This is a genomic window from Janthinobacterium lividum (assembly GCF_034424625.1).
GTDB classification, from domain to species: domain Bacteria; phylum Pseudomonadota; class Gammaproteobacteria; order Burkholderiales; family Burkholderiaceae_D; genus Janthinobacterium; species Janthinobacterium lividum.
In genome coordinates this window covers 1,672,066-1,694,354 of record NZ_CP139976.1, presented here as the reverse complement: position 1 = coordinate 1,694,354, position 22,289 = coordinate 1,672,066, and the positions used below count along the sequence as shown (strand labels likewise).

Annotated in this window: 25 protein-coding genes; 8 read left to right on the top strand and 17 right to left on the bottom strand. The window is 64.0% G+C overall.

Going from position 1 to position 22,289, the window contains the following annotated elements; translation table 11 throughout:
* Positions 1-21: 21 nt before the first annotated feature.
* The 3 genes from U0004_RS07650 to U0004_RS07640 form a co-directional block, all read right to left on the bottom strand.
* Positions 22-699 (bottom strand): response regulator, encoded by a 678-nt coding sequence (locus U0004_RS07650; RefSeq protein WP_170846465.1) that lies wholly within the window; start codon positions 697-699, stop codon positions 22-24.
* A gap of 3 nt (positions 700-702) precedes the next feature.
* Positions 703-1,935: a GAF domain-containing sensor histidine kinase gene (locus tag U0004_RS07645; protein ID WP_070257535.1), complete on the bottom strand. Its 1,233-nt coding sequence runs from the start codon at positions 1,933-1,935 to the stop codon at positions 703-705.
* A 64-nt stretch (positions 1,936-1,999) separates the two neighbouring features.
* Entirely contained in the window at positions 2,000-2,581 is a 582-nt protein-coding gene (locus U0004_RS07640) for a DJ-1/PfpI family protein (RefSeq protein WP_034781925.1), read from the bottom strand.
* 195 nt (positions 2,582-2,776) lie between these two features.
* Between U0004_RS07640 and U0004_RS07635 the strand changes: the two genes are divergently transcribed.
* Positions 2,777-3,115 carry a hypothetical protein gene (locus U0004_RS07635; protein ID WP_070257534.1) on the top strand — a complete coding sequence of 113 codons (339 nt, stop codon included), beginning with the start codon at positions 2,777-2,779 and terminating at the stop codon, positions 3,113-3,115.
* A 67-nt stretch (positions 3,116-3,182) separates the two neighbouring features.
* On the top strand, positions 3,183-3,482 hold the full coding sequence (locus U0004_RS07630; RefSeq protein ID WP_034781921.1) for an antibiotic biosynthesis monooxygenase family protein: 300 nt from the start codon (positions 3,183-3,185) through the stop codon (positions 3,480-3,482).
* A gap of 8 nt (positions 3,483-3,490) precedes the next feature.
* On the opposite strand, the gene pncB is transcribed toward U0004_RS07630, so the two are convergent.
* From pncB to U0004_RS07615, 3 genes are all read right to left on the bottom strand, one after another.
* Complete coding sequence (gene pncB, locus U0004_RS07625) at positions 3,491-4,681, bottom strand: nicotinate phosphoribosyltransferase (protein ID WP_034781917.1); 1,191 nt, start codon at positions 4,679-4,681, stop codon at positions 3,491-3,493.
* A gap of 77 nt (positions 4,682-4,758) precedes the next feature.
* Positions 4,759-5,622 carry a cysteine hydrolase family protein gene (locus U0004_RS07620; RefSeq protein ID WP_070257533.1) on the bottom strand — a complete coding sequence of 288 codons (864 nt, stop codon included), beginning with the start codon at positions 5,620-5,622 and terminating at the stop codon, positions 4,759-4,761.
* Between the two features lie 123 nt (positions 5,623-5,745).
* Positions 5,746-6,000, bottom strand: a complete 255-nt coding sequence (locus U0004_RS07615) for a hypothetical protein (RefSeq protein WP_034781908.1) — start codon at positions 5,998-6,000, stop codon at positions 5,746-5,748.
* Between the two features lie 136 nt (positions 6,001-6,136).
* Here U0004_RS07615 and U0004_RS07610 point away from each other — a divergent pair, with 136 nt between their 5' ends.
* On the top strand, positions 6,137-6,436 hold the full coding sequence (locus U0004_RS07610; protein ID WP_070257532.1) for a YciI family protein: 300 nt from the start codon (positions 6,137-6,139) through the stop codon (positions 6,434-6,436).
* 17 nt (positions 6,437-6,453) lie between these two features.
* On the opposite strand, the gene U0004_RS07605 is transcribed toward U0004_RS07610, so the two are convergent.
* On the bottom strand, positions 6,454-6,960 hold the full coding sequence (locus U0004_RS07605; RefSeq protein ID WP_167468637.1) for a nuclear transport factor 2 family protein: 507 nt from the start codon (positions 6,958-6,960) through the stop codon (positions 6,454-6,456).
* A 147-nt stretch (positions 6,961-7,107) separates the two neighbouring features.
* Entirely contained in the window at positions 7,108-7,713 is a 606-nt protein-coding gene (locus U0004_RS07600) for an FMN-dependent NADH-azoreductase (RefSeq protein WP_070257530.1), read from the bottom strand.
* A 133-nt stretch (positions 7,714-7,846) separates the two neighbouring features.
* On the opposite strand from U0004_RS07600, the gene U0004_RS07595 reads away from it, so the two are divergent.
* Together U0004_RS07595 and U0004_RS07590 are read left to right on the top strand one after the other, a co-directional pair.
* Positions 7,847-8,761: a LysR family transcriptional regulator gene (locus U0004_RS07595; RefSeq protein WP_070257529.1), complete on the top strand. Its 915-nt coding sequence runs from the start codon at positions 7,847-7,849 to the stop codon at positions 8,759-8,761.
* 149 nt (positions 8,762-8,910) lie between these two features.
* Positions 8,911-9,138, top strand: coding sequence for a hypothetical protein (locus tag U0004_RS07590; protein WP_034781896.1), 228 nt, complete (start codon positions 8,911-8,913; stop codon positions 9,136-9,138).
* Positions 9,139-9,141: 3 nt separating this feature from the next.
* On the opposite strand, the gene U0004_RS07585 is transcribed toward U0004_RS07590, so the two are convergent.
* From U0004_RS07585 to U0004_RS07560, 6 genes are all read right to left on the bottom strand, one after another.
* A complete protein-coding gene (locus tag U0004_RS07585) occupies positions 9,142-9,453 on the bottom strand; it encodes a MerR family transcriptional regulator (protein ID WP_034759737.1) in 312 nt (103 codons plus the stop codon).
* Positions 9,454-9,456: 3 nt separating this feature from the next.
* Positions 9,457-10,377 carry a DnaJ C-terminal domain-containing protein gene (locus U0004_RS07580; protein ID WP_034781891.1) on the bottom strand — a complete coding sequence of 307 codons (921 nt, stop codon included), beginning with the start codon at positions 10,375-10,377 and terminating at the stop codon, positions 9,457-9,459.
* A 132-nt stretch (positions 10,378-10,509) separates the two neighbouring features.
* Positions 10,510-11,181: a beta/gamma crystallin-related protein gene (locus U0004_RS07575; protein ID WP_070257528.1), complete on the bottom strand. Its 672-nt coding sequence runs from the start codon at positions 11,179-11,181 to the stop codon at positions 10,510-10,512.
* A gap of 159 nt (positions 11,182-11,340) precedes the next feature.
* Positions 11,341-12,318, bottom strand: a complete 978-nt coding sequence (locus U0004_RS07570) for a beta/gamma crystallin-related protein (RefSeq protein WP_070257527.1) — start codon at positions 12,316-12,318, stop codon at positions 11,341-11,343.
* 102 nt (positions 12,319-12,420) lie between these two features.
* Positions 12,421-13,293 carry a beta/gamma crystallin-related protein gene (locus U0004_RS07565; protein ID WP_070257526.1) on the bottom strand — a complete coding sequence of 291 codons (873 nt, stop codon included), beginning with the start codon at positions 13,291-13,293 and terminating at the stop codon, positions 12,421-12,423.
* A gap of 168 nt (positions 13,294-13,461) precedes the next feature.
* Complete coding sequence (locus tag U0004_RS07560; RefSeq protein ID WP_070257525.1) at positions 13,462-14,139, bottom strand: beta/gamma crystallin family protein; 678 nt, start codon at positions 14,137-14,139, stop codon at positions 13,462-13,464.
* A 202-nt stretch (positions 14,140-14,341) separates the two neighbouring features.
* Here U0004_RS07560 and U0004_RS07555 point away from each other — a divergent pair, with 202 nt between their 5' ends.
* From U0004_RS07555 to U0004_RS07545, 3 genes are all read left to right on the top strand, one after another.
* A complete protein-coding gene (locus U0004_RS07555; RefSeq protein ID WP_070257524.1) occupies positions 14,342-15,736 on the top strand; it encodes an MATE family efflux transporter in 1,395 nt (464 codons plus the stop codon).
* Between the two features lie 18 nt (positions 15,737-15,754).
* A complete protein-coding gene (locus tag U0004_RS07550) occupies positions 15,755-16,594 on the top strand; it encodes a PhzF family phenazine biosynthesis protein (RefSeq protein ID WP_070257523.1) in 840 nt (279 codons plus the stop codon).
* Between the two features lie 188 nt (positions 16,595-16,782).
* Positions 16,783-18,990, top strand: coding sequence for a S9 family peptidase (locus U0004_RS07545; protein ID WP_070257522.1), 2,208 nt, complete (start codon positions 16,783-16,785; stop codon positions 18,988-18,990).
* Between the two features lie 70 nt (positions 18,991-19,060).
* On the opposite strand, the gene U0004_RS07540 is transcribed toward U0004_RS07545, so the two are convergent.
* From U0004_RS07540 to U0004_RS07530, 3 genes are all read right to left on the bottom strand, one after another.
* On the bottom strand, positions 19,061-19,246 hold the full coding sequence (locus U0004_RS07540) for a CsbD family protein (protein ID WP_034759763.1): 186 nt from the start codon (positions 19,244-19,246) through the stop codon (positions 19,061-19,063).
* A 155-nt stretch (positions 19,247-19,401) separates the two neighbouring features.
* Positions 19,402-20,043, bottom strand: coding sequence for a class I SAM-dependent methyltransferase (locus U0004_RS07535; protein WP_070257589.1), 642 nt, complete (start codon positions 20,041-20,043; stop codon positions 19,402-19,404).
* Positions 20,044-20,112: 69 nt separating this feature from the next.
* Positions 20,113-22,197 carry a M13 family metallopeptidase gene (locus U0004_RS07530; protein ID WP_071653690.1) on the bottom strand — a complete coding sequence of 695 codons (2,085 nt, stop codon included), beginning with the start codon at positions 22,195-22,197 and terminating at the stop codon, positions 20,113-20,115.
* Between the last annotated feature and the right edge of the window lie 92 nt (positions 22,198-22,289).

Genomic DNA, 22,289 nt, shown 5'->3' with positions numbered 1-22,289 from the left:
TATTTGCGCGTTGTTTGATCTTTATTTACTCAATTCGCGCTCGACGGCGTAGACGGCGATCTGCACGCGGCTGCTGAGCTTAAGCTTTTTGAGGATGTTTTGCACGTGGATTTTCACCGTGCTTTCGGCCACATCCAGCTGGCGCGCGATTTCCTTGTTGCTCAGTCCTTGCGCCAGGCAGGCCATGGCTTCCCGTTCGCGCGGCGTCAGTTTGTCATAGTCGGCCTGGGGCGCATTCTGCCCCGCGCGGAACTGCGACACGAGCTTGGCCGTCATGGCGTCGGCAATCACGGATTCGCCGGCGGCGGCGCGGCAAATGGCCTGGCCCAGCTGCTCGGCTTCGATATTTTTCAGCAAGTAGCCGCGTGCGCCAGCGCGCAGGGCCGCGCCCAGGTCGGCCGCGTTTTCCGACACGGTCAGCATCAGCACGACCATCTGCGGCAGGTCCTGCAAGATCAGCTGCAGCGCCTCGACGCCGGACACGCCGGGCATGTTCAAATCCATCAGCACCACGTCGGGCCGCAGTTCGGCCGTCAGGCGCACGCCGTCAAGCCCGTTCGAAGCCTCGCCCACCACCTGGAATTGAGGATTGCGCTGCAACAGCAGCTTGACGCCGCTGCGCAGCAAGGTGTGGTCATCGACCAGCAGGATTTTGATTGGTGCGTTCACTATGTTTGTTGCCTGATAGGGATAAGTCATCTGTTACGCGGCCTGGCGCCGGGCTGCCGGCAAGGCCAGCGAGATCGTCGTGCCGGCGCCGGGCCGGCTGTCGATGGCAAATTGCGCACCGAGCCGCTCGGCCCGTTCCTGCATGATACGCAAGCCGATCTGCAATTCCGTTTTCTTGTCGCGCAAGTTGGCGGCAAAGCCTTCGCCATCGTCGCGCACCTGCAGCGCAAAATCGCGCCCGTTTTCCACGCGCAGCGTCACGCTGCCCGCTTGCGCGTGCTTGCGGATATTCGACAGCGCTTCCTGCACGATGAACAGGATCTGCAACTGCTGTTCCGGCGCCAGCGGAGCGCCATTGCCGCTCATCTCCAGGGTTCCCGTGACGCCCGTCTGCAGCTCGAACTTGGCCAGCACTTCCGTGAGCTTGCTTTCGAGGTCGCTGCCATGCCAGCGCGTGCGGAAATTGACCAGCAATTCGCGCACGTCCTGGTAGCTTTGCTCGACGCCCATGCGCATCAGCGGCAACACTTCGGCCGCTTCGTCGAGCTGCCCCCGGCGCACGGAATCGTCGAGCATCTGCACTTGCAGGCTGATGAAATTGAGGCTTTGCGCGATGCTGTCGTGCAAGCCTTCGGCCAGCAGGCTGCGTTCGCGCGCCACGGCAAATTCCTTTTCGCGCGCAATCAGGCGCTGGTTTTCGATGGCGATACCCAGGCTCTGACCCAGGGTTTCCAGCCAGCCCTGCTGCTGCGCCTGCACGGCTTGCGGCTGCGCAAAGTGCAGCGAAAAACTGCCCACTACCTGCTCGCGCGCAAGGATGGGAAAGACGGCGATGGCAATAAAGCCTTCGTCCTGGCAACGGTAGCGCTGCAGCGCATCGACCTGGCGGAAATCGCGGATCTGGATCACGCCCTGCGCCACGGCCGCGCCGCACAGGCAATCGTTGTTGCGGATGCAGTGTTCCTCTTCCACCATGGCATCGGAAATGCCCTCGTGCACGATGATATGCACGGTATCGTGCTGCGGGTCGAGGATGCGCACGGTGCCCCCTTCGGCCTGCGCGAACTGCATCACGTGGCGCAGGAAGCCACGGCACAGCGCATCGATGGCGTGCTGCCCCGCCAGCAAGGTGGAAATCTCGTGCAGGGTGGCCAGCTGGCGTTCCTGCGCGGCGCTCAGGCCCGATGCGGCTTGCGCCAGGCGGCGCTGGCGCCAGCGCGAGGCTGGAAGTTGTTTGCGGGAAGATTGACTGCGCAGCGCATGCATGAAGAACTCGAATCTGAAAAGTGATGCGCCCGGCAAGCGCTGCGGCCTGCCGGGCTGGTAAAGGTTACAAACGGATCTCGGTACCGAGCAGCTTGACGAACTGCGCCAGCCAGGCCGGATGCGCAGGCCAGGCGGGGGCCGTGACGAACTGGCCATCCGTGACGGCGTCCGTGACGGCGATGTCGGCATACGTGCCGCCCGCCAGTTTCACTTCCGGCGCGCAGGCGGGATAGGCGGAAATGCGCTTGCCGCGGATGACGTCGGCGGCGGCCAGCAATTGCGCGCCGTGGCAGACGGCCGCGACAGGCTTGCCCGCCTCGGCGAAATGGCGCACGGCGGCGATGACTTTCTCGTTCAGGCGCAGATATTCGGGGGCGCGGCCGCCGGCGATCATCACGGCGTCATAGTGGGCCGGGTCGATCTCGTCGAAGCTGGCGTTCAGGGTGAACAAATGGCCCGGCTTTTCTGTATATGTCTGGTCGCCCTCGAAATCGTGGATGGCCGTCTTGATCGTCTCGCCGCTTTTCTTGCCGGGACAGACGGCATGCACGGTATGGCCGAGCATCAGCAGGGCCTGGAAGGGCACCATCGTTTCATAATCTTCTGCAAAATCGCCGGTCAAAAACAGAATTTTCTTCGCTGCCATTTAGTTCTCCTATGAAAGATTGATCCCGCATCCCTGCCTGCAGGATGCACCGCAAGGCGTATCTTAGCGCGACTTGGCAGCCATACTGGATATTTATCAAACTTTTGCGCCTTGATCGAGGATTTTACAGGCTGAGGCAGAATTTTTTACAGGCTTGCCGGTCAAATTCAAACGACACCTTCCGAGAGCCAGACCATGAGCACCGCCACGCATTCCCTTGCCCCATCTGCCCTGATCCGTATCTTCGACCATTTTGCCGATGCGCAGCAGGCCCGCAGCGCCCTGCTCGACGATGGGTTCCCCGCATACGCCGTGCAGCTCGACACGGTCGACGACGAGGCCGTCCCCACCGTCCCCATACAGGGCAAGGCCGCATGGCGCGGCATGTTCCGCCTCGTCGTGGCCATCGGCACCCCGCAGGAACGGGAACGGGCGCACGCCATCGTGCAGGCGTATCACGGCTGCGATATCGACCAGCGCACGGCCAGCCACGCGGGCGGCCAGCGCGCAAGCGCACAGGCGCTTGCAGGCTGACGTCCTCCCCCTGCGCGGCGAAATTATGGCAAGATCAAGCTTCCTTCATTCCTCAGTGGAACTTGCCATGATTTTTGAAATTGCCCACATCCAGATCAAATCGGCCACGCATGCTGCCTTCGAAGCGGCCGTGACGAAAGCCATCCCCCTGTTCCAGCGCGCACGCGGCTGCGAATCGATGCGCCTGGAGCGCTCGATCGAAAACGGCGATGCCTACCGCCTGGTGGTGGGCTGGACGACCCTGGAAGACCATACCGTGCATTTCCGCGGCAGCGACGACTTCCAGGCATGGCGCGGCCTGGTGGGTGAATTCTTTGCCGCCCCGCCCCAGGTCGAGCACATGAACACGGTAGTGACGGGCTTCTAGACAGGCACCTACACTGCCGGGTGGTGAAACACCTGCCGTAAATACGCGAGGAAGGTTTCATCCTTGCACAGGGTCTTGCCCGGCGAATCAGACAGTTTCGCCACGGACTGGCCATTGCAGCGCACCAGTTTCATGACGATGTTGAGCGGCGTCAAACCGACATCGTTGGTGAGATTGGTGCCGATGCCAAAGCCCGTCATGATGCGGTCGGCAAAGTGCTGGTACAGCGCAAACGCCTTGTCCAGGTCCAGCCCGTCGGAAAACACGAGGCGCTTGGTATTGGCGTCGATGCGCAGGGCCGCGTAGTGGGCCAGCGCCTTCTCGCCCCACTCGACGGGGTCGCCCGAATCGTGGCGCAAGCCGTCGAACAGCTTGGCGAAATACAGGTCGAAGTCGGCCAAAAAGGCATCCATGCCGACCACGTCCGTCAGGGCGATGCCCAGGTCGCCCCGGTATTCCTGCACCCAATCCTCGAGTGCCGCCTTCTGGAAGTCGCGCAGGCGCACGCCGAAGGACTGGAACGATTGCATGTATTCATGCGCCATGGTGCCGATCGGCACGATGCCCAGCTTTTTCGCCAGGTAGACATTCGACGTGCCCTTGAAATATTCGGGCACCTCGCGCGCCAGCCGTTGCACCACCTCGTCATGCCAGGCGCCGGAAAAGCGCCGGCGCACGCCGAAGTCGGAAAACTCGAACGGATGCTTGCGCCGCGGCAGCTTGCCGAATTCCTTGACGGCCGCCACTTTCAAGCCCAGGCGGTGGCGCCCTTCGCGCATGGCCGCATCGAGGTCGAAGCGGCGGAAATACAGTTCGTTGATGATGTACAGCACGAAAATCTCGAAGCCCATCACGTGCACCTGCGGCCCGGCCGCATGCACGAGCAGGGTGTCGCCATCCGTGCTGACGTCGATGAATTTGCGCTGGAAGCGGAACACCGTCAAAAAGTCGACGAAATCGCTCTTCATGAAGCGCAGGGTGCGCAGATAGGCCAGCTCGTCATCGGCAAACGACATCGAGCACAGGTGGTCGAGCTGTTCCTCCAGTTCGCCCTTCAGTTCGGCCAGGGGAAAAGCGGTGGCGTTGCGGCAGACAAATTCGTATTCGGTATGGGTATTCGGATGACCGTGCAGCAACGCTTGCCACATTGTAAATTTATACAGATCGGTTTCCAGCAAACTGCGCACTATCGGGGTCATGTGTGTTTTCTCCAACTTCCTGAAGCCAGAATAGTACGCCACCGCAAGCATTTCAGCAGGGCACGATTAATAATGGCTCAGGCAGCCGCGTTGGCCAACAATTCGGGCAAGACGTCGGCGGAGGTGGCCAGCCGCGCGCCGCGTGCATGCATGGCGGCAAGGAAGTCGCGCTGCTGTGATGCAAAGCCCGTGACGGGGCTCATGCAGTCCGTCAGCAAGACCAGGCGCGACAGGGCCGGCTTGCCTTGCTGCGCTTCCAGGTAATCGGCGATGTGCTCGGTGCTGGCTTTCACGCAATGGCTACCCGCCTCGCCGGTGACATAAATCTGCTGCGCCGGCAACAAGGTGGCAAGGAAATCCAGGTTCAGCTGGGTAGCCGCATCCTGAGGATCAGGCACTTCCGCCATGACGGCCGAGTAATGCTCGGTCCATGGGTTGGAACCCTTGCTCAGCTTGGCCACCACTCGCAGGTGATCCACCTCCCAGGCGTTGTAGGCGGCGCGCACGGCCGCATGGATATTCTGGCCCCAGCTGCCGATCTCGCAATGCACGGGCCACACCATCAATTGATAGCGTCCCGCTTGCTGCAAGGCATCGAGGTAAGCCAGCGCGCGCGGCAAGGCGCCGCTGGCGGCGGGCAGGAACAGGCGGTCGCGCACCTGCTGCGCGCTGATCTGCGTAAATGGCGGCACGGCGCCGCCATCGCCCGTGCGCCAGAAGGCGGGGTGGGCGATATCGTAGCGGTGGTGGGCGTCGAGGGTCACGCTGATCTGCGTCAAACCGCTGCCCCCTTCGCGGATCAGTTGCGCCACGCGCAGCATGTCGGCGTGGGCGCCAGGCACGGCCAGCGCCGGTGCGGTATCCGGCGGCAGCCAGGCGGCGGGCAAGTCGCAAAAATCGTTTTGCGGGTCGATGACGAGCAGGTGCAACTGGCGTTTCATGGCGGTCCTCTGGCGTGGCAATAGTTCGCATGATACGGGCAACTTCGCCGGCGCGCCTGCACCGGCTACGCCAGGACTGTGCTCATTCGCAACAAATTGCGCCGGAACAAGCCACGCGACGGTTCAGGGATGGAAGACGTAACGGCGCTGGCGCCGCTCGACCAGCTTGACGGCCACCTCGCCCGCTTCGGCCATGGCGTCCGCTTCCGTTGTAAACTGGTGGTCGGCAGACACCCGGCGCTTGCGAACCAGATTCATCCGGTGCATGGGATTGGGCGAAGGGGCATAGATGGCGACGTAGGCGCCCCATAGCTTGCAGCCCGGCAAGCGCTCTGCCGTGTAATTCACCTCATAAAAATCAACATACTTTATCGGCACGATGTTCGCTCCAAAAATGACATGGCCGGACAGCTTGTCTCTACGGACTGACGCGGTGAGGGTAAAACCATGCGCTCGCGATTGCTCAGGATACTCAATTCAGCTCTCTTTTTATAACGCGGCACAGGAGAAAAAGATGAATGACTACATTATCTTCATGCACGACGACACGGAAACACCGGTGGACGTCGCCACCTCAGCCTGGGAAGACTACTTCGCCATGCTCAGGGCCAGTGGCCGCTTCTGCGGTGGCAGCTCCATCGGACCCGGTATCTGCGTGCACCAGTCCGGCCAGGCGAGGCCGGTCACGTCACACTTGTCAGGCTATCTACGTGTGCAAGCTGAAAGTATAGACGATGCAAAAAAATTGTTAATCGGAAACCCCGTACTGAACGCAGGGGGAACGGTGGAAATTCGCGAACTGCCGCGCGACTGACGCGGCCTGTCTGGCGCCTATTTTCCCGCCTCGGCCGCGGGATGCATGGACCAGACGACGCTGAGGATTTTCCATTCGCCATCGCGCTTGACCATCTGCCACGCTTCCACGCCATAGTTGGACAATTTGTCGCCGACGAGGAATTCGTAGTCGAAGTTGACCCACGCCACATGGCGGTCCTGGGTGATCTTGACGTTGTAGAATTTTTCTTCCGTGCGCTGCGGTTCGCGCTTGATGAAGTTGGCGAATGCAACATAGCCGGCCGCCCCGACGCCGTCGAAGTGGACGTCCGTCGTGTCGCGCATTTTCTTGATGAAACCGTCGTCGGCCGGCGAGGCGAACAGGATGTTCGTATGCAGCAGCAGCGACGACAGCAGCTTGACATCCTTGGCGATCAAGGCCGCCTGGAAGTCGGCGACGACTTTTTCGATGGCGCGGATATCCTCGGGCGTGGAGGCGTGGCGCCCAACGTGAGGCGGCGCAGGGGGCGCGGTCTGCGCCAGCGCCATGCCTGCTGAAAACAAGGAACATCCGAACAATACCGCGCTTGCCAACTTGTGCATGAGGGACTTTCATGGCGAACGGCTCGCCAGGCTGGCACGGGGCGTGCCGCTGGCAAGCTTATGTCAACCATGGCAGATTGGCAATCCCTCTTTGGAACTAGGGCGAACTCAGGCAGCCAGCGCCTCGATCGAGGCACGGCCCTTGGCGATCGCGCTGCTGACGGCTTCCTCGCCCATGGCCACGCCTTCGGCTTGCACGAACTCGATATCGATGATGCCGATGAAGCCCAGCGCCGTGCGCAGATAGGTACTCAGGTAGTCATATGCGGCGCCCGGGCCTTCGCTGTAGACGCCGCCGCTGGCCGTGAAAATCACCGCTTTCTTGCCCGTGGCCAGGCCGACCGGGCCCGTCGCCGTGTACTGGAACGTGCGTCCCGCGCGCGCCACGTGGTCGATCCACGCCTTCAGGGTCGACGGCACGGAAAAGTTGTACATGGGCGCGGCCAGTACCAGCACGTCGGCCGCCAGCAATTCATCGACCAGGATATCGGACAATTGCACGGCCGCTGCCGCCTGCGCGCTGCGCTGTTCAACTGGCGTGAAGAAGGCGCCCATCACTTCTTCCGTCAGGTGCGGCACGGGCTGCGCCGCCAGGTCGCGTGCAACGACGCTGGCGCCTTGCGCGGCCAGTTTGTCGACGAATTCGCCGGACAATTGACGCGACAGGGAACCGCTGTTGCGCACGCTGCTATTGATGTACAAGACTTTGCTCATGAAATGCTCCTTCGAAAACGGTAGACTGGAATGCCGCATCGCGGCCCTTGCACACAGCATAGTTCGGGTCTACCATCGATGAAACCGTATAAATATAAATGATTAGCATCGAATTTTTAGATATGGAGTCACCATGAGAGAACCGGGCCAGCCTTCGCTCGACCAGTTGCGCGTGTTTGTCGCCGTCATCGACGCGGGCGGCTTCGCCCACGCGGCGCGCCAGCTGCACCGCACGCAATCGGTGATCAGCTACACCATCGCCAACCTGGAGGAACAGCTGAATGTGGTGCTGCTCGACCGCGGCAAGCGCAAACCCACCCTGACTGACGCGGGCAAGGCCCTGCTGGCCGACGCGCGCGCCGTGGCCCTGAAGGTCGACGGCATGCGCGCGCGCGCCAAGGCGCTGGCCGGCGGACTGGAAGCGGAAGTATCGGTCGTGGTGGACGTGATGTTTCCCACCTGCGTGCTGGTGCGCGTCTTGGAAGCGTTCCAGGCGCAGTTCCCCACCGTCGCCCTGCGCCTGCGCATCGAAGCCATGGGCGCCGTGGCGCAGCTGGTGATGGATGGCAGCTGCTACATCGGCCTCGGTGGCTGGATGACGGCCACGGCCAGTGTCTTCGAGCGCCTCGCCGTCGGACACGTGCGCCTGATTCCCGTGGCCGCCCCCAGCCACGCGCTGGCGCAGCAGGCAGGGCCGATTGCCTCCAGCGTGGCGCGCGAACACGTGCAACTGGTGCTCAGCGACCGCAGCGTGCTGACGGAGGGCCAGGATTTTGGCGTACTGGGATTGCGCAACTGGCGCCTGGGCGACCTCGGTTCCAAGCACGCGCTGCTGCGCGCGGGCCTGGGCTGGGGCAACATGCCCGAAGCGATGGTGCGGGAAGACCTGGCCGAAGGCCGCCTGGTGCACCTGCCGCTGGCCGTCGACAATGGCGAGAATTACCCGATTTACCTGATCCAGCGCGCCGACACGCCGCCTGGCCAGGCGGGCAAGTGGCTGACGGAGCGGTTTGCGGAGCAGTTGCCGTTGCTAGTGAAGGGGTTTTAGAAAAAGTGGGCCACAGGTATGATTAGCCCCCAACGGCAGACACTGGGGTCGGTCCCTGCGGGATCGCAACCCGTCCCATTGGGACGGGCTGCCCCTGAGGGTCCGACCCCGGCCTTTACTTGGGTCAACTTTTAATTACAAGGATTCACATGGCCGGCATCGACGACTTCGTCAACAAGCAAAAACCTGGCGCGCGCTTCGTCATCACGGCGCAGATGCTGCGCATGACGCCGCAGCAGTTCGACTCGCTGGCGCAGGAATGGATGGAAGACGGCGGTCCCGGCTTCGACGTGGCCGGCATCCCGCACCGGGTCGTCGTCAATGGGCAATTCTATATCGGCAGACTCACGGTGCAGCGGCACGGCGAGCCTGCATAAGGACTACTCCACGCCCAGCACGTGCAGGCGGCGGCGCAAACGCGCCACTTCTTCCGACAAGTCGACCACCAGCGCGGCCAGTTCGGCGTTCGCGTCGAACACGGATTCGATTTCGTGCAGGCGGCGCGCGCGCACCAGGTCCAGGCTGGTGAAGCGCCAGGCCGTCAGTTGCCCCGCCGGCGGGCCGTCCTGCAGCAGCACGCCCGTCTGCACGTGCTGCACCACCCAATCCGGCTCCACGGCGCAGGCGCGCGCCAGTTCTTCCAGGCTCAGGGCACGGTCTTCGAGCAATTCGCCAATTACCTTGTTTGTCATGATTTACCCTCCCAGCTTCTGGCGCGGATTGAAAGCCATCTCGCGCGCCATGGTTGCATACAGTTCCCGCGCCTTGTCGTCGTTCGCCGGCGGCAGCACCACTTCCAGCAGCAGATACAGGTCGCCCGGCTGGGCGGCGGGAATGCCGCGCCCTTTCAGGCGCAGCTTGCGCCCCGTCTGCGAATTGGGCGGCACGCTGACGGACACCGTGCCAGATGGCGTGGGCACGTCGATCTCGCCGCCCAGCGCCGCTTCCCATGGCGTGACGGGCACCGTCTCGAACACGTCGCGCCCTTCCACCTTGTAGCGCGCATCGGGCCGGAAGCGGATCTCCAGGTACAAATCACCGGCGGGAGCACCGCCACTGCCGGGATTGCCCTGCCCTTTCATGCGCAGCTGCTGTCCTTCCGTGACGCCTTTCGGTATCGTCACTTCCAGGGTACGCTCGCGCGTTACCACGTGGCCTTGCGCATCCGCTTCGGGCACGCGCATGACGATGTGCCGCTTGGCGCCCTGGTAGCTGTCCTGCAGGTCGATGGTGATGGCCGCGTGGCTGTCCTCGCCCTGCATCTGGAAGGTGCTGTTGGCGCGGCGCCGGCCGCCCACGTGGGCGAACAGGTCGGCAAAGAAATCGCTGTCGTCGGCGCCCGACGATTCGTAGCCCGAACCCCAGTCCGGCGGCGGACGGAAGGGCTGGCCCTGCGCGCCCTGGTTACGGCCCAGTTCATCGTAGGCGGCGCGCTTTTCCGCGTCGCCCAGCACGCCATAGGCCTCGTTCAGGGCCTTGGTGCGCTTGTCGGCGTCCGGTTCCTTGCTCACGTCGGGATGGTATTTGCGCACCAGCTTGCGGTACGCCTTCTTGATCTCGGCCTCGGTCGCCGTCTTCTCGACGCCAAGCTCCTTGTAGTAGTCCTTGTATTCCACCGTGCTTGCTCCCCATGGTTGAACTGCCTATGGGAAGAGTACACGAATTGGCGCCGACAGCGCGTGCGCACAATACAACACCGCCCGCGGGGCACGGGGCGCGCGGGCGGTGAAAATGGCAGCGGAAAGCGCCTAGCGCACGCGGCGCACCGAGGAAATGCGGCGGTCCAGGCCTCCATGCAGGCGGCCGTAGCTGCCTGGCCCCATCACCACGCAGCGGCCGCGGAAATTGGCATCGACGCAGAATTCCCAGCGGCCGTAATTGACGACGATCGATTCGGCGCGGTCGTTGAAGCCATAGCGGTTCAAGTCATGCACTTCACGGTCCAGGCGCACGGGCCGGCCGCGCATGCCGGCGTCAGGGAACATCAGCACGGCGCCATGCATGTCGGGACGGTGGCCGCCGCCGTGGCCGGGATAAGGACGCTCCGGCTCCGGACGCGGAGGGCGCGGCGGGTAGGGACGGTGGTCACCGCCGCCATGGCCCGGGCGGCCCGCTTCGCGCACCGAGGAAATGGCGTCGTTCATGCCCGGCATGCTGCTGTAGCGGCCCGGTCCCAGGGTGCGGCAGTTGCCCCGGTAATTGGCGTCCTTGCACACTTCCCAGGTGCCTGAGCGCACGATCACGCTGGAGGTCTTGTCGTTAAAGCCCATGCGCGACAAATCTCCCGCATCGGAACGCAGGGTGACGGGACGGCCGCGGAAACCGGCGTCCTCGAACAGGGTGATTTCGCCCGCGGATGCGGCAAGGGGGGCGAGGAAGGTGGCGGCGCACAGCAGCGCGGGGCGGAAAGATCGAACCATGACAACTCCAATACTGAGACATTTTCGCCAGTGTAGTCCAGGCGGCAGGCGGCGAGTGTAACAAAGGGCAAGCAAATGTCAGCACACGGCTGGGAATGTAAAAGCCGCCTGGCGGGGCATTCCCGGCAGGCGGCCTGTCAGCACGGCGTCAGGACGCGGTCAGCGCACGCGGCGCAGCGAGGAAATCTGGTTTTCCATGGCGTTCAGGCGGCCATATTCGCCCGGCCCGATCACTTCGCAGCGGCCGCGGAAGTTCGAATCGCTGCACACTTCCCACTGGCCCTCGTTGACGACGATGGACGAGGCGCGGTCATTGAAATTGAGACGCACCAGGTCTTCCGTGCTGCGATCCAGCGTCAGCGGTTCGCCGCGCATGCCCGCCTCGGGGAACAGCAGGACGGCGCCGCGCTGCTGGTACTGCGGCTGCTGGTATTGCGGATACTGCTGCTCGTACTGCGGCCGCTCATACTGCTGCTGGCGGCGCGCTTCGCGCTCGTCGACCATGCGCGCCGAGGAGACGCGCCCGTCAAGGCCGCGCCCCAGGTCGTCGTGACGGCCGGGGCCGAAAATGCGGCAAGTGCCCTGGTAGTTCGAGTCGCTGCACAGCTGCCAGTAGCCGTTATAGATGACGATGCTGGTGGTGCGGTCGTTGAAACCGATGCTGACGAAATCGTCCGTGTCGCGGTTCAGGCGCGCCGAGCCGCCATTCTGGCCCGCGCCCGAATACACTTCCAGGCTGCCGCCACGGCCATAGCCGCCATGGCCACGGTCTGGGTCGCGGCCCGGGCGGCCCGGATTGTAGCCATCGCCGCGCCCCGTTTCGCGCACCGAGGTGATGGCGTCGTTCATGCCTGGCAACGAGCGGTATTCGCCTGGCCCCAGGCTGCGGCAATTGCCGCGAAAGCCGGAGTCCGTGCACACATCCCAGGTACCCGAACGCACCATGATGCTGGACGCCTTGTCGTTGAAGCCCTCGGGCGACAGGTTGTCCGTCGTTTCGCGCAGGGTCACGGCGCGGCCACGGAAATTATCATCCTCGAACAGGGTGATCTCGCCCGCATGGGCGCCGGCATGGGCCGCCAGCGACAGCAGCAAGGTTGCGGTGCATGCCGCAGCATGTTTGAAAGGGCCCGTCATGATTAACTCCATTCTTCATTCTTTGGTGATGATTTGCCTGGCGCTTGCGCCAGGATGCTAGTGTAACAAATACAAGGCCACGGGCAAAACTCGATCACACGCTCAATACAGGCGGCGCAGCGAGGAAATGCGCTTGTCCAGCGTCGTGCCCAGGGTTTCATACTTGCCCGGGCCCATGCGCTCGCAGGTGCCGTTGAACTGCGAGTCCGTGCACACTTCCCAGGTGCCTTCGTTGATGGTCATGGAGCCGGCCTGGTCGTTGAAATTCAGGCGCACCAGGTCGCTGACGTCGCGGTTCACCTGCAGCCCCGGGCCCTTCAGGAATGCGCGGCCGTACAGCACCACCAGGCCTTCGTCGTTTTGCGGCCGGTTCTCTTCGCGCGGATCGACCAGGCGCGCCGACGATACGCGCCCGTTCAGGCTGCCCAGGTCATCGTGGCTGCCAGGTCCGAACACGCGGCAGCTGCCACGGTAATTCGAATCGCTGCACAGCTGCCAGTAGCCATGCTCGATGCGCGCGCTGCTGGCGCGGTCATTGAAACTGATGTCGACCAGGTCGTCGCGGTCCGCATTCACGCCGGCCGAGGCGCCGCGCTGGCCGCCGTCGGCATACAGTTCCAGCGCCGCGCGGCGGCCACCGCTGCCGCCGCTACCCTGCCCGCCGCCGATTTCGCGCACGGACGAGATCTTGTCGTTCATGCCCGGCAGCGAGCGATAGTCGCCCCGTTCCAGCGTCTTGCAATCGCCCTTGAAATCGGCGTTCGTGCACACTTCCCAGCTGCCCGCATCGACCTGGATGCTCGACACGGTGTCATTGAAGCTGACGCGCGACAGGTCATCCGTCGTATCGCGCAAGACGACTACGCGTCCCTTGAAATTATCATCGGTGTACAGGCGGATTTCGCCGGCCTGCGCCGCGAGATGGACAAACAGCGAGCTGGCGCACAGCAGTGCAAAGGCGAATGGGCGATTCATGGGGCGGTCTCCGGTGGCGGCAAAGCTTAGTGATCGACATGACAACTGATGTCAGTGTAGCCATCCGTAGAAAAAACGGTGTAACAAAGTATGGGAAAAGCACAATAAATTGTTACCAAAAGCAATAACCGGCCCCGGCAGGGACCGGCCACTCCTGCCCGCTTGGCGTCAGCGCACTTCGCGCACCGACGAGATGCGGTTGCTCATGCGTTCCAGGCTTGCGTATTCACCGGGGACCAGTGTCCGGCAACGGCCGCGGAAATCCACGTCCTCGCACACTTCCCAATAGCCGGAGCGCACGCGCACGCTTTGCACCGTGTCGTTGAAATCGCGCTCGCGCAAATCGGCCGAGGCGTTGCGCACGGTCAAACTGCGGCCGGCGAAATCGTCGCGCGTATAGAAGGTCAGTTCGCCGCCCAGCGAGCGCCCTGGCAAATGGCCGTGCTCACGGTCGCGGTCCCGGCGGCCGTCCCAGTCGCGTCCACGGTCACGATCACCGTCGCGATCGCGGCCCGGATGACCACCCCAGCCGCCGCGCACTTCGCGCAGCGAGGTGATTTTGTTGGCGCGGCCATCGAGCGAGGGATACTCGCCCGCCTCCAGCAGGAAGCAGGCGCCGCGGAAATCGGCTTCCTCGCATACTTCCCAGCGGCCCGAGCGCACGCGGATGCTTTGCGTCGTATCGTTGAAACGGAGGTCTTCCAGGTCGGCGACGGCATCGCGCACGGTCTGTGAGCGGCCGTGATAATCGTCGCGCGAATACAGGGTCAGTTCGCCGGCGCCGGCCAGTTCGGCCGTCATGGCGGCGCCCAGCAACAGGGCGCAATTCAAGGCTTTCTTCAACATGGTCTTACTCCATAGTCAGGGTACTGCGGTTGACTATTTGGTCATTTTGCCAAATAGAGCACGCAGTCTATCCGCGACCGGCCCACTTAGCTGTAACAAATGATTACCGCGCCCGGCGCCCCTCCGGGCATCTCCCGGGAGCGGCGGCGGACAAGCACGGCGAATGCCGGTAGAATCTTGTGTTTAGTCAAGCTTGCCGCCCATGCCACACACTACCTCGTTCACCCTGCCCGCCATCCGCACTGAAGTCTCGTCTCTGTGGAAGCTGGCCTGGCCCATCCTGATCGGCCAGCTGGCCACCGTCGGCATGGGCGCGGCCGACGTGGCGATGACGGGCCATACGAATCCCGAGGAACTGGCCGCCGTGTCGCTGGGCGCGGCCATCTGGTCCATCGTGCTCGTCACCGTGAGCGGCATCATGATGGCGATCAATACCCTGGTGGCGCATGAAATCGGCGCCGCGCGCCACGACCGGGTGCCGCACATCGTGCGCCAGTCGCTGTGGAAGGCGCTGCTCGTGGGCCTGGTGGCTTGTTTGCTGACGAACATGGCGGCGCTGGTGTTCGACCACCTGATGCTGGAACCCGCCGTGGCGGCCAAGGCCAAGCTGTTCGTGCACATCATCAGCTGCGCGCTGCCGCCGTTCGCCGCCTACCGCGCGCTGTACGGCTACAGTACCAGCATCAACCAGACCAAGCCCGTGATGGTGATCGCGCTGGCCGCGCTGGGCTTGAATATCCTTGTCAACTATCTGCTGATCTACGGCCACTGGGGCATGCCGAAGATGGGCGGCGTGGGCTGCGCCGTGGCCACCACCTGCTGCGTGTGGATGATGCTGCTGGCCATGCTGGCCTGGATCAGGATCGCCCCCGCCTACCGCGCCACGTATCCGTTCACGCACTGGGAAGGGCCGCAGCTGTCGTCCATCGGCCCCATGCTGCGCCTGGGCCTGCCCATCGGCGTGACCTATTTTGCCGAGGTGAGTGCGTTTGGCGTCATCAGCCTGCTGGTGGCGCGCTTCGGCGTGATCCAGGTGTCGGCGCACCAGATCGCCCTGAATTTCTCGTCCGTCGTCTTCATGGTGCCGCTCACGTTCGGCATCGCGCTGGTCACGCGCGTGGGCCACGCCGTGGGCGAAGCCAATCTGCGCCGCGCCCGCTTCATTTCCTGGGTGGGCGTGGCCATGTCGCTGACGGCGGCCATCGTCTCGGCCACCCTGATCACCGTGTTCCGCCACCAGATCGCGCAAGCCTACACGTCCGACCCGCAGGTGCAGGCCCTGTGCGCGCAGCTGCTGCTGTTTGCCGCCCTGTTCCAGCTGTCCGACGCAACGCAAGTGGCGACGTCCTGCGCCATCCGCGGCTACAAGGTGACGCGCCAGCCGATGCTGATCCAGCTGCTGGCCTTCTGGGGCTTCTCGCTGCCGATCGGCTACGTGCTGGGCCTCGCGCCGTCAGGCTTCATCTGGTCGCCGGCCGAGCCGATGGGCGCCGCCGGTTTCTGGATCGGCCTCGTCACGGGCCTGACGGTGGCGGCCGTGCTGCTGACCTGGTATTTGAACCGCCTGTCGCTGCAGCGCCTGCGCACAGCCCGATAAGCCAGCGAGGAAGCCACCATGCCGCAACAACGCCCCTTCAGGCAAGTCGATGTCTTCAGCACAGTGCCCTTCCTGGGTAATCCGCTGGCCGTAGTGCTCGACGCGAATGGCCTCGATGACGCGCAGATGCAGGCGATCGCGCGCTGGACGGGCCTGTCGGAAACCACCTTCGTGCTGGCGCCGCGCGATCCCGCCGCCGATTACCGCGTGCGGATCTTTTCGCCCGAGATGGAATTCCCGTTCGCCGGCCACCCGACCCTGGGCACGGCGCATGCCCTGCTCGATGCGGGCATGCAGCCCAAGGGCGCGCGCATCGTGCAGGAATGCGGCGTCGGCCTGGTGCCGATAGAACGCGGCGCCGGCGGCGTGCTGGCGTTCCAGGCGCCGCCCTGCACCACGCGCGCGCTCGATCCCGCGCTGCTGCCGCTGCTGCAAACAGCGCTGGGCGGCACACCCGCCGCTGGCGCCACCGTCGTCGACATGGGCATCCGCTGGCTGTGCGTGCCGCTGGCCAGCGCCGCCGCCTGCCTGGCCGTGCGCGCCGACATCGCCGCGCTGACGCCATTGCTGGCCGCCGCCGGCGCCGACGGCCTGGCGCTGTACGGCCCGCACGGCGCAGGCGGGCCGGCCGACTACGAAGTGCGCGCGCTGCTCAGCGAGCACGGCGCACTGGTCGAGGATCCCGTCACGGGCAGCGCCAACGCCTGCATCGCGCATCTGCTGGCGGGCGCCGACTACACGGTCCGCCAGGGCACGTGCCTGCAGCGCGACGGCCGCGTGTCCGTGATCTTCCGCGATGGCCACGCCTGGATAGGCGGCGCATGCCTGACCGTGGTCGCAGGGTCGATATTGGCCTGACCAGGCAAAGCGCCATGGAATGAGTGGCGATCGGATATTTCCATCGAAGGAAATACGGCCAGGAACGCCTTATTCCGTGGCCGGAGCTATCGCATAAACAGGCACGCTCTGGTATCGTCTTACGCTTAGGCAACGCTCAAGCTCGCCTTAACATGCAGTGCCCTTCCCTTCCAACTACCGAGACATCCATGCGTTTTATTCTTTGTTTCCTGGCCGCGATGGCCAGCGTTCCCGCATCGGCTGAAAAGCTGACCCTGGAACGCATCCACGCCGATCCGGCGCTGGCCGGCCCCGGCGTGCGCAACCTGAAGGTCTCGCCCGATGGCGAGCGCGTCACGTTCCTGCGCGGCCGCGCCGACAACCAGTTCCAGCTCGACCTGTGGGAATTCAAGCTGAAGGACAAGAGCACGCACCGCCTGGTCGACTCGAAGGCGCTGGTGCCGAATGAAACGATTTCGCCCGAAGAGCAGGCGCGCCGCGAACGCGAGCGCACGGCCAGCCTGAACGGCATTCTCAGCTACAGCTGGTCGCCGGACGGCAAGCAGCTGCTGGTGCCGCTGGCCGGCAATCTGTACCTGGTCGACGCGGCCCACCCGGACAAGGCGCGCCTGGTCGCCAAGGGCAACGTGCTCGACCCGAAAATCTCGCCGAAAGGCCGCTATGTGTCGTTCGTGCGCGACCAGAACATCTATGTCATCGACCTCAAAACAAACAAGGAACGCCAGCTGACGACGGACGGCAAGGGCACCATCCGCAACGGCGAAGCCGAATTCGTGGCGCAGGAAGAAATGGGCCAGCGCACCGGCTACTACTGGGCCCCCGACGATTCCGCCATCGCGTATAAACGCTATGACGAAACACCGGTGCCCGTCGTGCGCCGCTTTGAAATCTTCGCCGACCGCACCGACGTCGTCGAGCAGCGCTACCCGGCTGCCGGCGACCCGAACGTGCTGGTGCAACTGCTGATCGTCTCGCCGGAAACGGGCGCGCAGCGCCAGGTGGACCTGGGCACGAACCCGGACATCTACCTGGTGCGCGCCGACTGGAGCGCGGACAGCAAGTCGCTCGTGTACCAGCGCCAGTCGCGCGACCAGAAGACCCTCGACCTGGTCGCCGTTGATGCCACGACGTTGGCGCAGCGCACCCTGCTGACGGAAACGTCGACAACCTGGGTCAGCATCCATGACGACCTGCGCTTCCTGTCGAACGGCACCTTCCTCTGGTCGTCCGAACGCACGGGCCGCAACCATCTGTACCTGTACGACATGGGCGGCAAGCTGCTGCACCCGGTCACTTCCGGCGCATGGGGCATCGACAGCGTGCTGGCCGTGAACCAGAAGACGGGCAAGGTGTTCGTCTCGTCGAACCGCGACGCGGTGATCGACAAGCAGACCTACGCGCTGGCCCTCGATGGCAGCACGGCCGACAAGCCGCAGCGCGTGACGAAAACCGATGGCTGGCACGACACGACGTTCTCGCGCAATGGCGAAGTGTTTGTCGACACGTATTCCGACCCGGCCACGCCGCCGCAAGTAAGCATCCGCCGCCCGGACGGCGCCATGGTGGGCTGGCTGGAAGAAAACGCGCTGAACGCCAGCCACCCGTACGCGAAATACAAGGCCGACCACCTGCCGACGGAGTACGGCACCCTGAAAGCCAACGATGGCCAGACGCTGTATTACTCCATCGTCAAGCCGTCGAACTTCGACGCTGCCAAACGCTACCCCGTCTACCTGTCGACGTATGGCGGCCCGCACTCGCAGCACGTGGCTCGCCGCTGGGGCAACAACTTCGACCAGTACATGGCGCAGCAGGGCTTTGTCGTCTTCCGCCTCGATAACCGCGGTTCGTCGCGCCGCGAGCGCGCATTCACGGACGCCATCTACCACAACCTGGGCGCGGCCGAAGTGGCGGACCAGCTGGTCGGCATCGACTGGCTGGGCAAGCAAAGCTTCGTCGATGCAAAACGCATCGGCGTGTTCGGCTGGAGCTACGGCGGCTTCATGACCCTGCGCCTGCTGTCGGCGGCCTCCGACAAGATCGCCATGGGCGTCTCGGTGGCGCCCGTCACCGACTGGTCGCTGTACGACACCCACTACACGGAGCAATTCCTCGGCATGCCGAAGGAAAACGTCGATGGCTACAAGGCCAGTACCGTGTTCGCCCACCTCGACGGCCTGAAGTCGCCGCTGCTGCTGGTGCACGGCATGGCCGACGACAACGTCCTGTTCAGCAACAGCACGCGATTGATCGACGCGCTGGTGAACCGCGGCGTGCAGTTCGACCTGATGACGTATCCGGGCGCCAAGCACGGCATCTCGTCGCGCGCGGGCCAGCGCCACGTGTACAAGAAAATCGAGATGTTCTTCAAGCAGAACCTGGGCGTAGCGAAGTAAAGCGCGCCCACAAATAAAAACCGCCGCCTGTCTCGCGACAGGCGGCGGTTTTTTTATGCTGGAGCAAAAATTATGGCTTGCGCGTGACGGTTTCCACCGCGTCTTTCACATCGCCAACCTTCTTCTGCACTTTGCCTTCGACCTGGTTTGCCAGGCCCTTGGCTTGCTGTTCTTCGCTGCCGACGACTTTGCCAGCGGCTTCCTGGATTTTACCGCCGACTTCCTTCAGTTTACCTTCGACTTGATCTTTGTTCATGATGGATCCTCACTGTAGTTGGTACATCTGTTGTCCAGCCCGACAAGGGCCGGTACTGCGGCTCACACGCTGCTTGTTGCGTGTCGATGTATCCATAGTACGCAGTGGGGATCAAAGGCTCTGTACGGTTCCTAACACAGCGCCGACATCGTCAATTACGCCTGCGCACCCTTGCGCCAGACCGTCGCCAGCCACGGCTGCTGGTCGCGCGGCAAGCCGGGGGGGCGATAGTACTGCTCGATCAAGATAAAACCGGCCGCCTGCACGTAGGCGGCCCACGTCGCTTCGTCGTGATAGCTGCCATAGCGCGCGCCATTCCAGCCTTCCTGGTTCTGCCCGCGCGGGTTCGAGCTGAACAGCACGCCACCGGGCTTCAGGCACGCGTACAAAGCCCGCAGCACGCCGGGCAAGGCGGCGCTGGGCACGTGGAACAGCACGGCATTGGCGAACACGCCGTCGAAATGCGCGGCGGGCAGATCGAGGTCGACGAAATCCTGCTGCCAGACGGTGCAGCCGCTGTAGGCGCGCGCCATCTCGACGAAGCGGGGGCAGCCATCGACGCCAGTGGCATGGTGGCCCATGGCCGTGAACGCCTTCAGGTCGCGGCCAGGGCCGCAACCGAGGTCGAGAATATCCAGGGGCGCCGGCTTGCCGATGGCCCCCAGCAGCGCGGCGATGTTCTGGCTGACGTCGTGGTCGCGCGTGCCTTCGAAAAACTGCTCGGCACTGGCGTCGTAATGAGCCAGGGTGCGATGGGTGATGGCGTGGATGGGGTCTTGCGGTGGGGTTGGCTTCATGGCGGTCCTGTCGATATGTGCCGCCATTTTACGGTGCCAGCGCACTGCGCGCTGGCACCGCTTTATAACCTACCAGACGCGCACGCGCTGTTCCGGCGCCAGATACAGCTGCTGCCCCGGCTGGACGTCGAAGGCCGGGTACCAGGCGTCGAGGTTGCGCACGGTGGCGGCCCGGTATTGCGCCGGCGCATGGCCATCCGTGAGGATTTGCTGGCGCGCCGCCGCTTCGCGTGCCTTGCTGCGCCAGCTGACGCCATAACCCGTGAAGAAATCGCGGTCCGCATCCGCCTGCACCGGCTTGCCCTGCTGCGACAAGGTGAACGCGTCATGCGCGGCCGCCACGCCGGCCAGGTCGGCCAGGTTTTCGCTCAGAGTCAGCTGGCCATTCACGGCCAGGTCGGGAAACGGCTTGTAGGCCGCGAACTGCGCCACCAATTGCTTGGATGCGGTCTGAAAATGCGCCAGGTCGGCTGGCGTCCACCAGTCGCGCAACTTGCCCTGGGCGTCGAACTGGGCGCCCTGGTCATCGAAGCTGTGGCTGATCTCGTGGCCGATGGTGGCGCCGATGCCGCCATAGTTGGCCGCATCGGATGCCTGGGGGTCGAAGAATGGCGGCTGCAGGATGGCGGCCGGAAAGTTCAGCGCATTTTGCAGCGGCAGGTTGACGGCATTGACCAGCTGTGCCGGCATGGCCCAGGCCTTGCGGTCAGGCGACTGGCCCAGCTTGGCCAGCTCCTGCCGGTAGTGGAACTGTTCCGCCCGCTGCACATTACCCAGCGCATCGCCGCGCACCACGCGCAAGCCCGCATAGTTGTCCCAGCGTTCCGGATAGCCGACGCCCACGTACAGGGTCTTGAGTTTTTCCTGCGCCTGCGCCTTGGTGGCCGGCGCCATCCAGTCCAGCTTGTCGATGCGGCGCGAGAAGGCGGCGACGATATTCGTCACCATGTCTTGCACGCGGGCTTTCGATTCAGGCGGGAAATAGCGCTCCACGTACAGCTTGCCGACAGCGTCGCTGAGGGCCGCGTTGGTTGCCGCCAGCGCGCGCTTGCTGCGCGGCGACTGCTGCGGCGTGCCGCTCAGGGCGCTGCCGTAGAAGGCGAAGCGCTGGTCGGCGGCGGCCTTCGGCAAGGTCGTGCTGAAATGGTTGATCGCGTGGAAGGCGAGGAAATCCTTCCACGTGGCCAGCGGCACGCTCGCCACCAGGGCCGCGCTGCCCGTCATGGCCGTCGGATGCCAGACAATGAAGTCCGTCTGCCTGCCCAGGCCCGCCGCCTGGAAGAAGGCCTTCCAGTCCAGGCCCGGCGCCTTGCTGGCGAAGTCGGCGGCACGCCACGCGTTATTGCCCTTGGCGACATCGGCCGAATCCTCGCGGCTGGCGTGACTGGCGGCAATTTGCTGCTCCAACGCAAACACGCGCGCGGCGCGGGCCGGCGCATCGCGGTAGCCGGCCTGCTTGAGCATGGCGGCGATATGCGCCTGGTAGCCCGCGCGCAAACCCTGCATGCGGGCGCTTCCCCCCTGGTAGAACGCGCGGTCGGGCAAGCCCAGTCCACCTTGCAGCAGATAGGCCACGTTACGCGTGGTGTCGTTCAAATCTTGCGCCACCCACAGGCCGAACAGGTTTTCCGTATAAAAATTGGTGGCATTGAGCGGATCGACATCGGCGCGCAAGCTCTCGCCCAGCGCGCGGGCCAATCCTGCCTGGTCGCGTATGCCATCGATCTTCTTCAGCAGCGGCTTGATCGGCGCCCAGCCTTGCGCTTCGATAGCTGACTCATCCATCCAGGAACGGTAGAAATCGCTGACCTGGCGCGCCGATGCATCCGCCTGCGGCGCCGCCGCCAGGCCTTCGACGAGGGCGATGATGCGCTCGTTGGTCGCATTGGCGAGGATGGCGAACGAGCCCCAGCTGCTGCGGTCGGCGGGAATATCCGTGCCGCGCAGCCAGTCGCCATTCACGTAATCGTAGAAATCGTCGCCGGGCAAGACAGCCGTGGGTGCCGCCATCGCGGCGGCAGGATTGGCGGCCGCCTCCTGGCCATGCGCGTGGACGGCACCCCCGGCCAGGGCGATGCCGGACAGGGCGAGCGCCATGGCGCGCTTGCGCCAGGAAGCAGGGAAAGAGGAAGCGGCAGCAGTGACAACGCGCATGGTGATCCTTTCAGGCAAAGTAACGACAGTAGTATGCAAAATCATAACGCGTTTTGAAGCGCCGCAACACATTCCCCTGTCACCACGACGCC